General features: G+C 36.6%; 15 protein-coding genes. All 15 read right to left on the bottom strand.

Annotated features, from left to right (window positions below):
- Window positions 1-82 precede the first annotated feature (82 nt).
- The gene (locus QNH46_RS24585; protein ID WP_430691898.1) at window positions 83-1,627 is read right to left on the bottom strand and encodes a glucuronyl esterase domain-containing protein; all 1,545 of its coding nucleotides are present in this window, start codon (window positions 1,625-1,627) and stop codon (window positions 83-85) included.
- 817 nt (window positions 1,628-2,444) lie between these two features.
- Window positions 2,445-2,708, bottom strand: coding sequence for an acyl carrier protein (locus QNH46_RS09155; RefSeq protein ID WP_283927826.1), 264 nt, complete (start codon window positions 2,706-2,708; stop codon window positions 2,445-2,447).
- 464 nt (window positions 2,709-3,172) lie between these two features.
- Entirely contained in the window at window positions 3,173-4,387 is a 1,215-nt protein-coding gene (locus QNH46_RS09150; protein WP_283927825.1) for an AMP-binding protein, read from the bottom strand.
- 71 nt (window positions 4,388-4,458) lie between these two features.
- Window positions 4,459-4,695 (bottom strand): acyl carrier protein, encoded by a 237-nt coding sequence (locus tag QNH46_RS09145; RefSeq protein WP_283927824.1) that lies wholly within the window; start codon window positions 4,693-4,695, stop codon window positions 4,459-4,461.
- An 11-nt stretch (window positions 4,696-4,706) separates the two neighbouring features.
- The gene (locus QNH46_RS09140; RefSeq protein WP_283927823.1) at window positions 4,707-5,546 is read right to left on the bottom strand and encodes a hypothetical protein; all 840 of its coding nucleotides are present in this window, start codon (window positions 5,544-5,546) and stop codon (window positions 4,707-4,709) included.
- A gap of 82 nt (window positions 5,547-5,628) precedes the next feature.
- Window positions 5,629-6,483, bottom strand: a complete 855-nt coding sequence (locus tag QNH46_RS09135; RefSeq protein WP_283927822.1) for a hypothetical protein — start codon at window positions 6,481-6,483, stop codon at window positions 5,629-5,631.
- Between the two features lie 46 nt (window positions 6,484-6,529).
- Complete coding sequence (locus QNH46_RS09130) at window positions 6,530-7,255, bottom strand: SDR family oxidoreductase (RefSeq protein ID WP_283927821.1); 726 nt, start codon at window positions 7,253-7,255, stop codon at window positions 6,530-6,532.
- A gap of 231 nt (window positions 7,256-7,486) precedes the next feature.
- Complete coding sequence (locus tag QNH46_RS09125) at window positions 7,487-9,175, bottom strand: ABC transporter ATP-binding protein (RefSeq protein WP_283927820.1); 1,689 nt, start codon at window positions 9,173-9,175, stop codon at window positions 7,487-7,489.
- Window positions 9,165-10,910 carry an ABC transporter ATP-binding protein gene (locus tag QNH46_RS09120; protein ID WP_283927819.1) on the bottom strand — a complete coding sequence of 582 codons (1,746 nt, stop codon included), beginning with the start codon at window positions 10,908-10,910 and terminating at the stop codon, window positions 9,165-9,167. Before QNH46_RS09120 ends, QNH46_RS09125 begins: the two co-directional genes overlap by 11 nt.
- A gap of 12 nt (window positions 10,911-10,922) precedes the next feature.
- Window positions 10,923-11,270, bottom strand: a complete 348-nt coding sequence (locus tag QNH46_RS09115) for a hypothetical protein (RefSeq protein ID WP_283927818.1) — start codon at window positions 11,268-11,270, stop codon at window positions 10,923-10,925.
- Between the two features lie 98 nt (window positions 11,271-11,368).
- Window positions 11,369-12,805: a class I adenylate-forming enzyme family protein gene (locus QNH46_RS09110; RefSeq protein WP_283927817.1), complete on the bottom strand. Its 1,437-nt coding sequence runs from the start codon at window positions 12,803-12,805 to the stop codon at window positions 11,369-11,371.
- A 19-nt stretch (window positions 12,806-12,824) separates the two neighbouring features.
- Window positions 12,825-13,991 (bottom strand): phenylacetate--CoA ligase family protein, encoded by a 1,167-nt coding sequence (locus QNH46_RS09105; RefSeq protein WP_283927816.1) that lies wholly within the window; start codon window positions 13,989-13,991, stop codon window positions 12,825-12,827.
- 1 nt (window position 13,992) lies between these two features.
- Complete coding sequence (locus tag QNH46_RS09100) at window positions 13,993-15,159, bottom strand: DegT/DnrJ/EryC1/StrS family aminotransferase (RefSeq protein ID WP_283927815.1); 1,167 nt, start codon at window positions 15,157-15,159, stop codon at window positions 13,993-13,995.
- Window positions 15,125-15,907 (bottom strand): WbqC family protein, encoded by a 783-nt coding sequence (locus QNH46_RS09095; protein WP_283927814.1) that lies wholly within the window; start codon window positions 15,905-15,907, stop codon window positions 15,125-15,127. The genes QNH46_RS09100 and QNH46_RS09095 overlap by 35 nt, the downstream gene beginning before the upstream one ends.
- On the bottom strand, window positions 15,891-17,072 hold the full coding sequence (locus QNH46_RS09090; protein WP_283927813.1) for a radical SAM protein: 1,182 nt from the start codon (window positions 17,070-17,072) through the stop codon (window positions 15,891-15,893). The genes QNH46_RS09095 and QNH46_RS09090 overlap by 17 nt, the downstream gene beginning before the upstream one ends.
- Window positions 17,073-17,088: the final 16 nt, after the last annotated feature.

Here is a 17,088-nt window from a genome sequence, read left to right as displayed (position 1 = left end):
GCAAAAATTACGATATTAAGCGAAAAAAGGCTAACCAAATCATGGTTAACCTTATGAATACGAAAATAACACCGGTTAAATCCTAGGGTTCCACTCCCCATACAAGCGTTCCATTCTGATAGAGAGTGACACGATCCCAATCCGTATAAGAGTTTTTAGTTGCATCATACGAGTAATCGTTTGTCTCATCGAAATTTGACCAATCCGATTTCGACATTCGCAGTTGAATATCTCCCGTCTGTCCTCCTGCTGGAATGACTCCAGCCCCCGAGCCAAAACCTAATTCAACATAAGCATCCGTAAAGGCAGTAGTAATATTGGCACTGCCAATCTGTGCCCAGTCGATCCAGGCATTCACCGCCGCGCTGCCTTCCTTGCTAAAATAGTAGCGCAGCTTGAGATCGCTCAAATTGACGGCACTGGTGCCGTTATTCTTAATATTGAAATGCGGTTTGATCTGATTGTCGCTCGTATTTGTATCACCAGCCTTATACTGTACAACCAGGCTTCCGCTTGGCGTCGGTGTTGGTGTTGGTGTCGGTGTTGGTGTTGGTGTCGGCGTCGGTGTTGGTGTTGGTATCGGCGCCTGCGTTAGCGAGGGAATCGTCCAGTCTACCCATCTTGCTTTATCGAAGGTATATCCTCTATCCGTTTTCATAATGTTGGTGTTGCCAGTGCCCCCGCCAATTAGGAACTTCTGAATGTAAGCGGTTACCTCCGATTGCTGAGATGCTGGAAATGAACAGTGGGCATGACCCCCTACCTGCGAAAAGCCCATACGATCAGATACACCGAGCGCATCCCATACCATTCGCGAAGTCATTGCGGACTGATAAGCACTGGATGGACCTAGCCAATCGTAGTCGGGATTTTCGATGATCAGTAGTGCACGAGGTGCAACTAATGCTGTAATCGAATGCATATCGAAAGGGAGTTTATTGACTGCATTGCCAAATTGGGCAAATGAAGAAGTGAACCAGGTATTTTCCGTCACAATCTGTGACAATGTCTGTACGTTTTGGCCTGAAGCTAGCAGGCTGTCGTTTATCCGCCAGCTTGATGATCCCCCTGCGCCAGGTTCTTGGGGTATAGTCAAAGCAATTCGCTCATCCCACGCACCTGCTGCCAGAGCCCCTTTTCCATTACGCGAACAACCTGTTACACCTAGTCTTTGCGCGTCAATCCGGGTTGCTGAAGTGGTCTCAAGTGCATCAATCAGGCGGCTGACGCCCCAGGCCCATGCCATAATCGAACCAGCAGAATGATTACTGCCATATAGATCATAGAACTTTCCTTTTCCCCTTGAGCTTGCATTGGTCTGGTTCGCAATATCATCATTAGGCAAATTAATGACAGCAACGCCTAGTCTGGATAATTCCGCATTATTCAGATTAGACATGCCTATTCCGATGACCGCGGGATAAGGCGCGCTCCCTGTGCTCGGATATTGTATGGTAGCCGTAAAGGAGACGGATTTGGAGCCAAGCCTGCTGGTTACGGTAATGTTGTTATTGCCGTACGATCCTGTAACAGAATCCGGTTTCGGAGGTTTGACGCCGTACTGGAAGTTCTCGGCCAAAGCTTTGATTTCATCACGGCGGGACGACCATTGATCTTTATGGGTCATTCGTGTACCATCCAAAAACATAAAAGGATCGGGAAGCTTCGGATTTTCCTGGAGAGATGAGAAAGGAGGTATCGTTATAGCTGCTGCAGCGCCGACTCCCTCTGAAATATGAGTGCCTAGCGATAAACACACTACAATAGAGAGACATAGAAAAACTGAAATACCTATTTTGATCCGTTTAAACATTCTTTCTCCTCCTTAATAATAGAATGTTTCGGAATTTTCCCATTAGTTGATGAATCAAGGAAAAATTCGTACTATTTTGATATATTCAAATATTACTAATTAATTACATTTAATTTAATATTTGAGTTTTCATTCGACTATTTTGATAATTGCAAAATGAAGCCGAATCAGCCAAGGTTCTAATCGAACGTATATCTGGTGCGAACTCTTGCTTCAATGACGCATCCGTCAAGGAGCTCAAAAGCTTCTGGGTAAACCTGGACTCATTTCCATAGTCCGCAATAAAACTTTGAATAGATTGATACATGGTGGAACCTCCTCAATGGGTATTTGCAAAGTGACATGAACTCTCATTTACATCTTCCATTTTAAGGAGGACCAACTGACAACTGTATGTCAGCAATTTTTAAACTAAAATAAATGAATTCTCAACCATGTCGTTAGAACTAGGTAATCTCGGAGTAGCCAAGAATAGAATCCTTCGCTACCTTCCTCAGGCTTCCACAACAAAAAAACAGGCCGACCCTCATGGATCAACCTCTTTATGTGTATTAAAATTTAATGTCTTCTTTATTACATACTGTTAACGTAATTCTTCGATCGATTCTTTCCGCTTACTTGCACCTTGGAATTATTCAGTTACACTATTACCAACCTTTTCTTTGACACGGTCTACAATCAATTGAAACGTTGAAAAATTATCAAAAATCAACTCTTCATCATTATAGGTGATATCAAAAAGCTCTTCTAATTCAACAATCAGTTGAACAGATTTCATTGAATCAAGACCTAATAAACTTAGATTTACTTCGTGTAGAGTTTGATCGCTATCTATCCCCAGTATTTGTATGAGTTTTTCTTGAACTTTTAATTCAACAAAATTGTTATTTACCAAAATTATTCTCCCCTCATTCAAATTATTAATCCCTAAATGGAATTGTGGATTAATTCATTTTCAATATCGTTAAAGTTAATTATTGATTTAAATCAATAATTCTTATTATATTATATTCTTTCTCGAATGAAGCGCTTACAAACAGTAGTAACCGCCTCCATAAATATCCATTACCGAAAGGGCGCCCCTTTCATTCTGGCCTTAGAACAAGGTGCTTTAAATGCCATGGCATGAGAGGTTAAGTCTCATTTTTTATGACTCTAAGATATCACAGCTTTGGAATATTTACTAGAGTATGTCTTCACCCAAAGCATGGTCAGCTCGCCATACGAAGAAGCGGTACAAAATACGTGTTGATGGAAAAAACTAAATAATTACTGGTCAGCAATGACCTATAGAAAATCACAGCACCATGGTGCTCACCCCTTATCCTCAAGGATATAGTTTTAGTTCATCAGTCTATTCTATTGATGACGTCTTATTAATTTACCAGTCCTGCTTGTATTTAGAGTCTCTACAAACCGTACTACTCGTGGAACTTTCCATTTAGAAATGGTAGATAGATTTTTAATTTGAAATGAAATTATTTCTTCATGCTGATCTTCTTGTGCAATAACTTCAGCAATTAATACATTTCCAATTAACTTATTTTCCTTGGAAGTTACAATAACATCAACTACTCCTGAAATTTTTCGAATTTCATCTTCTACTTCCATAGGATTAACTTTATATCCGCCAACGTTAATCATTTCCGTTTTTCTTCCGATAAACCTGAAAGAAACTTCATTAACTTTTTCAACGATATCACCCGTAGGAAACCACTCATCAATAAAATTAGATTTCTCTTGATGAAATTCCCCAAGAAGGGCTTTATGTATGAGCAATTCATTTTCTTTGGAGAAAGAAATATACTTATATAAATCTATCGGAATAATAAATTCACCGTTACATGAGGAAAACAAGCTTCCGGCCTCTGTCGTAGCGTAAATATTTTTAATTTTTGCATTTGGAAAATACCCTTTAATTTTATGAACCAAATTTTTATCAAAAACTTCTCCACCAAAAACCACTCTTTTTACTATCATTAAAGGTTCATCTATGAAAAACAAAGTATTCCTGTAAAATGTTGGTGTTGCAGATATGTGAGTTACACCAAATTGTTTCATCTTTAGAGCAAAATGTTTTTTATCAATATCAAACATGTTAACTATAGTGTTTTTGTTCCAAAAAGCTTGAAAAAATACTTGTAAAGCAGCAAAATGAGTAGGATGATAGGCCAATGCCCAAATGTCATCTGCATGGGAAGCTCTCTTTTTTACAGCACGTGTTAAGCTTTCTAAGCTATGCTCTACAGCTTTTGGTTTACTAGTTGTCCCAGAAGTAAGAATTGTTATTCTCCAAGAGTTGTCAATTTGTTCGTTTAAACGTTTATACAAGTCTGTTTCATCAATTAGATCCAAAGGAGTTGTAAAAAAAGAATTGGATTGTTCTTCGGGAATTTTATCAACTATAGTTACTTTATAATTACATAATATGCTATGTATTATCTGCAAATAAATATGATAAGGATTGTAGTTAAAAATACTGCTGTTTCCTAAATTTAATGAATTCAAATCCTTAATAAGATCTGAGTAACTTTTGGTTTGATTCCTATATTCATCTACCCAAAATAATTTCATAGCAATTCCACCTTTAATATAATACTAGATGAAATATATACACCTATCATTTTTTAAAACATTAACTCAACTTATCTTTTGGTAATTATTTCAATAATATCTATTACTGTATCGATATTTTCATTCATTTCAAATATATCGATTGAATATTCATCTTCTATTCTCACGGTTAGCTCTGCTAAATCAAAAGAATCAAATGCTAGATCACTGCGTAATGAAAGGTGTTCAAGATTCACACCTTCTTCTAGTTTATATTCTTTACGCATAATAATTTCATGTAAAAAATCATACAATCTTTGAATATCCACTGTTAATCCTCCTATATCAAATTGCTTAAATACGATATTTCCCTTAACAAAGCTTTTTCTAATGTTATGATCACATTTTTGAAATGACTTACCCCGAGAATGGAGACCTTGACATATTCCCTTAAAACATTCTCCCAACTATCAACTATATCAGTTTGAATATTACCTTGAACCTCTATACAATCAAAATACTTTTTTCTATTTAGATATACCGCTCTAAGACAACCGAAATATTTTTTATAATTATAATCTTCGGATAATCTGTATGTATTTGACTGAAATTCCTCTAATCTCACTTGAATATCTTTAAATGCGTCAAAAAATCTCTCTTCATAATCAATCTCGGCCATATAAGGATATATTTGTCTATTATGTGTAATTTTTTTTGGTTTCAAATCCTCAATAGTTAATATTGATTTTTGGAATTTTCCCCATGCTTCTATACACTCATCTATTGACAGCATTTGATTAACATTATAATAGGGATCAAAAATTCCAATTTGATTTTGATGTTTTATCGCAAGAACATAATGCAATTGATTAACTTTTTGGTAGAAATCTGGAATGTATGACAGATCATAAGTATCAAGAGCAATGAAAATGCACTTATCATTCGTGATATCACTAAATTCTAAGTCTATCACTTGTAAAGAGTACTCAGCCCTCAAAAAATTGATTAAACAATCCTTTGAAAGGCTACCACCGAATAGATCATATCTCTTATCGTAATAAAAATCCCAATTATATCTAAATAGTTTCTGTGGGTCATGCCCTTTATTTAACATCCAATAAATTATTGCATTCATTAAACAATCATAAATTCCATATGGGACATGCTTATTCTGATTCATTTAGAGGTCCTCTTTCGCTCTTAAGATTCCCTTTCATTAAAATGATGCCCGACGAATGACTGGAATCGGTATATATCCGTATTTAAATCTTCACTTCGGTTACAAAACTGCTATTCAGATAATTCATTTCAATTTCACAAATTTCAGATATAGCATCAATCGTAAAATTAATTAGTTGACCGTTTATTGATACTTTCATGTAATTTTTCAAAACCTTGCGCCATCCATTTAATATTTTCAAACTATATTCTGAATAAGTAGTTGCTTCAAAATGCCGTTCTCGCGCATGAAGAATACTGGTTAAATAGCCAAAGTATTTCTTGTATTTTTCGTTATTTATCAAATCTCTTTCAGAATTAACTAATTCTCGCAATCTATTAGTAAATTCAGATATCGAAGAGCTATAAATTGATTTAAAATCTATTTGACAATAAAAAGGAACTATTGCATCAATCTTATCACTGATAAATTCTCCGCTATTTTCCAGCAAGCATGTTTTTCTACCGACATTACTCCAGGATGATTGAACAATTTTGTACGAAAGCGAATCGTTAAATTCTAAAGAAGAATCCCATAAAAAAAAGAATTCATCATTAAGTTTTTGTGCAGCAACATAGTGCACAAGATCGGTCTTCTGAAAATAAGCTTTTGCATACGGAAGAAGACGAGCATTAAGAGGTAAAATCACAATTTTCCCCGTTGGAATCTCTTCAAATGATATTTGATAAACTCTGACTTTGTATATTTCTTGAAAAAAACTCAAAGCATTAGTTATTGAAAGACTTCCTCTTAATAGATCATGTTCATTATCAAAATGAAATGCCCAATTGTATTTATAGAATAAATTTAGTGAAATATTGTTTTGACTTGACCAAAACATTAAAGCGTTTAATTCACAATCATAAGGCCCAAATGGTGGTTTCCATTTGCCTACCATCACGCACTCCTCCTAAGCTCTATTCCTCCATTCAAATACAAGTTGGTTAGATAGTTCCATTATCTACATTAATCATTGCCCCAGTTATTGAACTCGCCTCCTCAGACAATAGAAACGCAACCGTAGATGCTACGCTTTCCAAACTTACAGGTGAACTGAGTGAATTCCTTCGAAAAATTTTATCTTTTTGTTGACCACTTAATGTAGAACTCATATTGGTTTCCATGAATCCGGGAACTATACAGTTTGATCTAATCCCCTTTCCCCCCCACTCTCTAGCAACGCCCTTGGAAAAGGCCTCTAACGCTCCCTTTGTAGATGCATACATACTCAGCCCTTTATATCCAGTATGAGCACTAATTGAGGAAATATTTACAATTGAACCTTTTATATTATAAAGGAGCATATCCCTAATAACATATTTAGTTAACATGATTGGTGCAAAAACATTTAATTGGAACATATCCTCGATTTTTGAAATATTTGCATTTGTAACAATATCATCATAAGCAATTGCAGAATTATTTACTAAGCCGTAAATACTACCAATTTTTTTAATTTGATGTGTATATAGCTCTTTAATATTCTCGGTATTTCTCAAATCAAAACTGATATGATAATACTGCTCTGGATATCTTTCCTTGTACATATGTACGAACTGATTTTCGGATCTGCTAATACCTATTACTTTATAATTGGATTTTTTCAGTAAGACATCTAATATCGAAACTCCTAAGCCTCCGGTATCACCTGTAAGCAAAATAGTTTTCAAGGATGCACCCTCCTCCTCAATCGAATTACTCATTTTCTTTTCGTCTATCGTAACCATGGAATAAGAATCACAAATCCGGACAGCTTAGTATTTTATCCCATTGTCAAACCATTCACAATTTATTAGCTAAAATTGAAATTTTTGTTGTACTGACGTTCCTGCTTCGGGGGGTTGCACATACTTTAGCATTTTTTACATAACACGACAATAAATTATAAATAAATGGATAGTCTATGTAATTCTTGATATACGAAATACATCTTTAACAATTCTCCCGTTGTCAAACGTAACAATTCGATGAGCTGCTTGAATGGAAGAGTGCCTATGAGCAATTACAATAACAGTTTTATACGCGGCGAGTTTTTCTAAAGTGTTTAGGATCATCTTTTCAGTTTCATGATCAAGCTGCGACGTTGATTCATCGAAGACAAGAATAGAAGAGTCTAATAGTAATGTTCTGGCGATAGCAATTCTTTGGCGTTGCCCACCTGATAGCTTAACGCCTTTCTCACCAATAATAGTATCAAGACCATTAGGTTGCGCGCGTATATACTCTTCTATTCCAGACTGTTTGCATACTCTCCACATTTCTTCGATAGTTGCATTCGGTTTGACTATATAAAAGTTATCTTTAATAGACATGTTAAATAAAAGACTATCCTGTATAACGACTCCAAAGAGCTTTTGAAGGCACTGAATATCTAAGTTCTTATAATCAATGCCGTTAATGCTGATATTCCCTTTTAAAGGCTGATATTGCCCAAGTAACATATTAATAAATGTACTTTTTCCTGAACCACTTTTTCCTACCAATGCAACGTATTCGTTCTTGCGCAACTGAAAATTGATATCTTCCAACACATATCTTGACGAGCCGCGGTAACTAAAATATACGCTTTCGAATGTAATTCTCTCGAAAGACCTTATCTTATGTCCCTTTGGCTGCGCTGATGGAATGACTGCTAAATTAAGCGTTCTTCGCAGGGAAGGCAGCAGATTACTGAAGTCCATGTCACTACTATTAATTTTTTGGATGCCCCCGAAAAACACCTCATAATATTTCATAAACAAAATCAAACTGCCTATTGTAAGGTCCCCGTCCATAATCAGTAAGCCACCGAGAAAATACAAGTTCATTCTAGTTACAAAAAAATCTTTGAAGGAAATAAATGAACGATTACCAAACCAATACATCTGTCTACGAAAGAAAAGCACACTGAGATCACCCCAAAACCGAGTAAAGGTTGCCAGCTGTTTCCTTTCATTATTTAATGCCTTAATTTCCTTCCAGCCCTGAATGGAGTTCGAAAGCCATTCCTCATAGCCTCCCCATATTTTCCGATATCGCTCGGATGTTGAATACATGCTTTTCCCCAGCCACTTAGTCATCCAGAAGGAGAGCGGTATCATCAAATAACTAAAAATTGCTAACTTATAATTAATGCATAATAAAACAACACAATAGACAATACTTAAAAGCCATTGAATGTAATAATCAATGAACTGGGTATTAAAATAAGTTTTCAATTCATCAACATCTGACTCCATTGTATTCTTAAGCTCGCCTACTCTACCGCTCTCCTCATCATCAGCCGGAAGCCTCAGTATGTTCTTCCAGATCTTATGCTTGAGTTGAAATGTAAAACCATTGATCAGTTTGTTTGTTTGCTGCAGATGGACTGCTTGAAACGTGCTGTCTACGATATAAATTAATAAGTATCCGGTGACTACCCATTTGAAATATGTAAGTTGTCCTTTAATCAATACGTAATCAACTAAAATCATAAATACAAAAGGGCCTGCCATAGGCAAGGCTTGGAGAATAAGCTTCACTACAAGCAAACTGATTAATTGCCTCTTACGGATCATACTGTATATACTTGAAAATATTTGCCTTCGATGGCTAAAGTTAAATTGCATGCGTTTCCCCCTGAGCATACTGTTCTAAGAATAGCTTGCGATAAACCTCGTTATTCTCCAGAAGTTTCTGATGATGAGCTACCGCTATGATACAACCATCATGCAACAAGGCAACCCTATCTGAATCCAATATACTTGCCAACCGGTGAGCAATTACAATCGTTGTCCTACCAGTCCGTATCTCATTCCATTGTTTCTGTATAGCATGCTCCGTTTCGTAGTCCAAAGCTGAGGTTGCTTCGTCAAAGATTAAGATTTTGGGATCCTTTAAAAGTATTCTTGCGATGGCCACTCTTTGCTTTTGTCCTCCTGACAACTGGATACCATCATTGCCAATAAGTGTATCCAACCGATCAGGAAGCCCCTGAATAAAGTCCGCTATACATGCTTTCTCGCATGCATCCCATATTTCTTCCTCTGTGGCATTCCTCTTCGCCATTTGTATATTTGATCTAATACTTCCCTCAAACAGTAACGCTTCTTGCTGAACATAACCAATTTGCCTTCTTATTGTCCTAATATCGTATGAGGCGAGGTTTTGGCCATCTATTAGAATGCGGCCCTCACTTTCTTCAATAAATCGAAGAATTATATCGATTAAGGTACTCTTACCTGCCCCGCTATGTCCCACCACACAGATGGATTCTCCGTTGCGAATATGTAAATTAATCCCTTTTAATAATGGAGTATCACTCTGATAGTGAAAAAATACATTCTGAAATTCAATTTCCCCCTTATGAATTTGAATTGCGGGAAGCTTCCCGGTTGTTTCTGTTGAGGTATTCAGAATTTCATTTACTTTACGAATAGAAACGATGTTCTGCTGAATACTCTTGTTGGTTTCCCCTAGGGCTAGAAGCAAGGAATTTGCCCTGCTGAAATATTCCATAACGGCAATAAACGTACCGACAGTAAGTTGTGACTTAGCGACCAGGAAAACCGATATCGTAAATAAAATCAAATCGGATGTTAAAGTTAGAAAGGCTAATATTCTCTGGACTAAAAAATCGAATTTCGAGTTTTCAACCTGAATACGAATCAAACGCTTCCAAAAATCGAGAAGCCTTTTGGAAACGTTTCTTTGAGCTCTGAGCAATTTTATTACTTGCAGTCCTTTGAGCATCTCCAACAAAAAACCTACATAACTGCCATATGACTGCCGGTATACTTCATTGTTACTTCTAATTTTTTTGCCAAAATACATCGTAATTGTTACCGACACAGGTAAAATAACTAACATTAATATAACTAACTTATAATTAATATAGGCAACAAATCCGATCGACAGCAGCAGACGCATCACATTCGCAATGCCAAAAAAAAAGTTCCGATGGATTAAATCCATAACATGATTTGTGTCATTATTGATGACCGTTAGAATATTGCCAGTTTGAATATCTTTTAATTGCGAAGCTTTCATTCTCATTGTTTTCTCGAACAGCTTGATCCTTATATCAAATAGAAACCGGTTCATTAAATATGACCAGGTTGAATTATTAATAAAATGAAGAATAATTTCAGCAACGAAGATAGTTCCATAAATAATAATGATCAGCATAAAGATTTCTCTATTCTGATGATAAAACACCTCGTCAATTAAGAGCCCAAAAAGGTAAGGATAAGTCATCCCAATGAACGAAGTAACGAGTACACAAAAGAATAAATTTATAAAACTAAATTTATAAGGTTTAACGCATCTCCAAATGAATTTATAATGTAAAATCCCTTTAATCACTATACCTCCACCTTACTTAAATATAAGAGTAAATAAATCAGATTCACCCTGATTAATAATTAAATTGACGTTTTCCTCCATTAGGTGATCTAATATATCCATGGGTAGCGTTTCAGTCACAACGGTTAATTTAGCACCGCCCTCTTCCTTGTTTACTTCGGCAATTCTCCCAGTATATTTAGAGTTTACATTGTTGGAGTACCATGTAATTGCTTGATTGTTCATATATCGATCAGCTCCGTTGGCGTCTTCAATGATGTTGCTTTCGATAACTAAACGATTTTGCTGCTTGCCAACAACCTTTCCCTGCACATCCAGGTAGTGATTTTGTACTGTGATACCGCACAGCATATAGAACAACATAACAATCAATAGTAGAGTTACACATAAACTCATTATGGGCGTCCGTACAATTACCGTGTGTAATAAGTTCCTCAGCATTTACAGATTCCTCCGGCTCAACGATGTGAATGTGTACTCTTAACCATATCACTTAATGCTCTACGGTCTAGTTTTCCATTTTTTTTCGGTATGTCATCAATCAGAATAATGTCCTGAGGTACTAGGTACTTGGGCAAATGTGTTACGCAATGTCTCATGATTTCTTGTTGATGAATCAATGTATTGGATGTAATGAACGCGACTACTTTTTGTCCATGGTCCATATCCTCAATACCGATAACAACACAATCGAGAATAGAAGGAATTTTCTTGATAAAATCTTCAATTTCATAAGGGTAGATGTTCTGGCCCCCTCTAATGATAGTTTCATCTTTTCTCCCCAATACGTACAAATAACCTTCATTATCAATAAACCCTACATCTCCCGTATATAAATACCCATCAACGATAGTCCTTTCAGTTCGCTCTTTATTGTTAAAGTACCCCAACATGATCGATGGAGATTTTACCGCAATTTCTCCAATGGCATATTCTCCTGAATAATTGATAAGATCTTGATGGTCCATTTCTACAATTTTAATTGTCACCTTGTCTAAAGCTATGCCCACACTTCCCTTTTTATTTAAGAAGTGACAGTCTTCTAAGTACGTAACTCTAGGACCCGCTTCGGACAATCCGTATGAATAGAATACTTTAGCATTGGGGAAAGCCCGGACAACACACGATAGATCGTTTTCGGACATATGCTCTCCGTTGATCGAAATTATTCGAAGAGGACTTTCAGAAAAATGATTCTGTACATTAAAAGAAGTAATGTATCTAACTACGGTAGCTACGGCATCGATAAAAGTAATTTGATGTTTGTTTATGTATTCCGCAATGGCAAATAACATGGTTTTCTTAACAAAGTGCACCTCTGCGCCTACAAGTATTGATGGCAGTATTAGAGACGAGAGCGAAGCGACTTGATGTAAAGATTTCAAATTCAAACATCGATCAAAGGACGATAAATGAAGGTATCCGTTAATTAATTTAGCATTTTCGATAATTGCTTGGTGAGAGTGCAGAATTGCTTTTGGTTGATTACTTGTCCCCGTCGAAAATGTAATCAATGCTGGATTCAGATCTGCTTGCTCAATAATCCCGCCTTGCTCAAAAATCTCCATTGATCCGCGAATTTTAACGAGTTTTGGGCGAATAAATTCTATGAGGTGTTTCATATCCTCATTTGTAATGTGTGGATGTAATACGCAAGGGATTGCACCTCTAGACCAGATGGCGAACATTTCCGCCAGCATAGTAAGCGGATCATCGTCCAGAATTACAACGACTTCGTAACGGCTTAATCTCCTAGAGTCAAATACAACTCCCTTTGTATGCACAATCTCTAAGAAATTCAGGTAGGTAATCCCACCTTGGCATTCGTCTGAATAGAAGATATTATCGGGGAAATTTGAAACAGATTCTGCAAGAATATCATAAATATTAACCATATCATGTCACCCCATCTAACTAGCAAACACATTTAAATATCTGAGATTTCCCGCTTGGAGAGACAGGAATCTCTTTCATAAAGATCAAGTTCACTTTCATTTCGCGTCCTAGTCTATTATTAATGAGCTGATGGAAGACTCTGGCTGACTCATCAGTAAAATTATTCTTTTTGACAAGCTGAATATCGAATTGATCAATGCTAGATTGCACCACCACAAAACTATCTATGCAATCAAAACCAAGTTCGTGCATATTACTCATTACTCTTTTGAAAAAGATATCCCCGAGGTATTCGTTCGGACCTTTAATGACTCCTGCAACGCGCCCACCCATCAACTCTATGACTTGACCTTCCTGGCCGCAATTGCATTTTATCAACTTACAACGTCCAATATCACCTGTTCGGTAACGAATAATTGGCATTAGTTTATTATAAAAGCTTGTTACGATCAGCTCATTCATATTATCGTTAGCGGCAGCTTCTTCAATAAAGAAAATATCATCTCTAACATGCAAGTTTCCCTCAGGACACTCGTAGGCAATACCCCAAGTTTCACGTAATCCATAATGAACAATCGTTTTGCATCCAAATACTTGCTCAATGTATTGCCGTTCGCTCCTGTCGGCATATTCGCCAACAAGTTCGATGAATTTAATCTGAAATTTGTTAGCATAATGTTGTTCTGCTAACTTGGCATATTTTTTAATTGCTGTAATTGGGGCACTTAGCCATCTAGGGTTGGTTTGCAAAATAGAATCGAATATCTTTCGCATGTTGGCAACGTCGAAATTGAAAGCATCACCAAATCTGCTACCATACAAACTGACAAAATTATTAATATTTACGTCTGGATCCCACTTTTTCCTTTCATCCCAGATCGCAAGTGTGGATATCAAACGTTCTGTTTTGGTTTTCGGGCATTTCATCGGTCTTCCTGTAGTTCCTGTAGTCATCTCCAGAAATATTTCCTCGGAGGTTGACGACAAGTATTGCTCATAGTTGTGTCTTATATCCTCTTTAGTTAAATAAGGTAACTTTTTGAATTCTTTTAACAAGAACTTGCCAACATTCACATCGTGCAGATGAAAAATCTCTTTGTAGTATGAATTAGTTCTGTACAGCTCTGTTAGTAAATTTGATATTTTCTCCAGTTGAAAAGGCTTTATATGTTCTACCATATGCATATCACGGCCCCACTTCTAGTTTATCTTCACTGCATCTCTTGTATGAAAGTGAATGTTCATATCGGACCAAAAAATCCTCAAATGTATTACAAATCAAATTTATATCACTATGCCCCATTCCTAGATGACAAGGAAGGGTTATATGACTTTCTGAGAATTTTAAGGAGTTCTGTAAAGATTCAGCCCCAAATAGTTCCACCGTGCTGGGATGCTGACTTATAAGTACTTCATAGCAATGTCCCAATTGAATGCCTTGCCGCTGAAAAAAATCCAATAATTGCGTTTTCATCCTCTTATCTTTACATTTTACTATAAATTTATAGAATGGGTGAATGCGGTTATCATCGCATGGCTGAACACTAAAAAAATGCTCGTATTTGGCAATAATTTCGTTGTAAGCAGCCGCAATACGGTTTCTATAAGAAAGTATATTGTTGATATCCCTAACTTGTAATAAGCATAACAATGCACTAAATTCAGACATCAACCAGTTCGATGATATGTACTGGTTTTTACCGTTTAAGTCGTTTCCGTGGGACCGGAGTAATAAGGCAAACTCATATAGTTTACGATCATTCGTTGAAACAAGCCCGCCAACGCCACCTGTCACAATTTTGGTTGGATATAGCGAGCAAGCCGAAGCCAAACCTATCCCTCCGGCCTTGTGCTCCCCATAGCTTGCCCCAAAAGCATGCGAGCTGTCTTCAACCAAGAAGATCTGATGTTCATCGCAAAGTCGTTTTAATTCCCCAACGTTAGACGGAACATAGCCAGCAATATGGACGAGCAGCAACACCTTAGTCCGATGGGTGATCTTCTTCCGTACATCTTCAATGTCAATACAAAACGTATGCGGATCGATATCTGTCAATATCGGAACTGCCTTAGCATTTTTAACTGCATACAGAGTCGAAATAAATGTATTATTCGGAATCAAGATCTCATGATCTTCAACATTTAAATATTTAAATATAATCTCTAATGCAGCAGTACCAGAAGATACGCATACTGAAAATTTGGTTTGGCAAACCTTCGCAACCTCTTCTTCCAACATGCTGGTATATGGACCGCAAACCAATTCGCCCGAATCTAAAATGTCGCGGCTGATCTCCAAATATTGCTCCTTTAGATCCTCACTGAACCAAGGAGCTGTATTTTTGATTGTCAATGGATAATTTCCCCCTTTCACTTTCAAGATACGAAACTATATGCTCTGCAGGATGTTGGAATATCCAGTCTACTATTGACAAGCAACTGACAAAGCTGATAGAGTGCATCTGTGAATAAGTAGGATGATTAAAGTTTTGCGAGATTAGATTAATTTGCTTCTGGTAAAATAATGTCCGATCCATATAATCGGCTGTACCGCCGTAAATATAGTTTGAAGCACCAAGCTTTTCGCAAATATCCACGAGTCTCATGGTTTTCCCGGTAGCAGAACCTAAATTTGATGACAATACAATCTTAGTGTTGATTTTCAAATAATCGAGAATGCATTTGATAATTGCAACGTTCAAATCGTACAACCTTACAAAATCGCTGTCATAAATATGCTCCAGCCTTTCATAGAAAGGCTGGAAGTATGATGCTTTTTTATATGAGTAATAAATAGATTCTAAATGTTTCTTTCGCCAATTCGTTTGATAAGAAATCTCTATATTATTGATATATCTTCTCTCAGGGTTGCTTTTAACGGGGACACTTAATTGCAATGGTCCATTCGCTGTAAGTATTGTATTTCTATTCTGATAATCTTGTTTAGAAAACATAACATCGTCTAAAATTACAAACACATCGCTAAGAAATACTTTATGTATAAAGCCAATCCAAGGTAGAAAATTGGGTTGGTGTATACAAACAGTGATATCGCTCTTCATAGATTTCCCCATATTCCACGAACTACAAATAATATCCATGCTTCATATCAAATTTAGCCATGTCTGGGTCTCCTATCTCATTGTTCAGATATTGATCCATTATTTTGTTATATTTATGATGTCTGCACATGCGCAGATCACAACCGTGATTTCTCATTTGATGATTCAGTTTGTTGATGACCTCAAGATGCTGCTCAGATCCCCATATATCTTTTATAGATTGGTTATTAACGTTACCAATACAGAATTCTTTTTTTGCACCGTACGGAATCTCGATAGAACATTCTCCTAAGGTAGATATTAAGAGATTATGTCCCATTTTAACTGTCCAACAGTTGCTTGCCGGCTCCATATTCTTTGGCGGTAGTAAGCTTTTAAGAAAATCCTCAACATACTCCTCTCCAATATCCATTTTTCTTCTAACAAGAGACTCCAATTCTTCTTTTTGTAAATCCGATAATTCCACGTCTTGGCCCTCTTCAAAGTTATTGACGCAGCGCATAAAAATGTATTCAACTCCCATTTCCTTATAGAACTTGTAGATTTCAGGGAGGTACTTGTAATTTGCCCTATTGATCAGGATTTTGAAATTAAGTTCTGGGTATTTTAAATTCAAGTCTTTTTTCATTTGAATGATTCTACGAATATTATCTGTCTGTGCTTTGAAAGCATTTACTTTCACAACATCTTTATACAGCTCAGGTGTATGGGCATACACGCTGATTGCAACAAAATGCAACTTTCTTAAAATATTCGGTTTAAGCATTTTCTGTAACATGACAGCATTCGTTACTAAGCTAGGCTTGCAGTATTCGCCATAATCCATGTTTTCAACTAAATCGGCTAGATCAACTCCGCCGTCTCTCCAAGATAGAGGCTCTCCGCCACCAGTATAAATTATTCCTCTAGCTCCCATATCAATCAAATCACGGTGCGTTTTCAGTACAAGATCCAGTTTATTTTTCTGCAAATGCTTATTACGGTCGTCGTACGAACAAAAAATACAATGGTGATTACAAACAGCGGTCAATTGAAAATCCACTGTCCATGGGGCTGGTGCTACTCTGAGAAATTCTTCTCTATTAAATGTTCCGTTAAACTTCTGAATTCTTCCTGTATATAGAACTTTATCGTCTTCGAACTCTTCATGAGGCTGACTCAGTACTGATAGGGGAGTCATGCCCTTTTTTTTATCCTTTAGCATACAATACCTCCTGAAA

The sequence above is a fragment of the Paenibacillus woosongensis genome (assembly GCF_030122845.1).
In the GTDB taxonomy this organism is placed as follows: Bacteria; Bacillota; Bacilli; order Paenibacillales; family Paenibacillaceae; genus Fontibacillus; species Fontibacillus woosongensis_A.
Note: the sequence above shows the minus strand (reverse complement) of the source record. Positions and strands in the feature narration are given on the sequence as shown.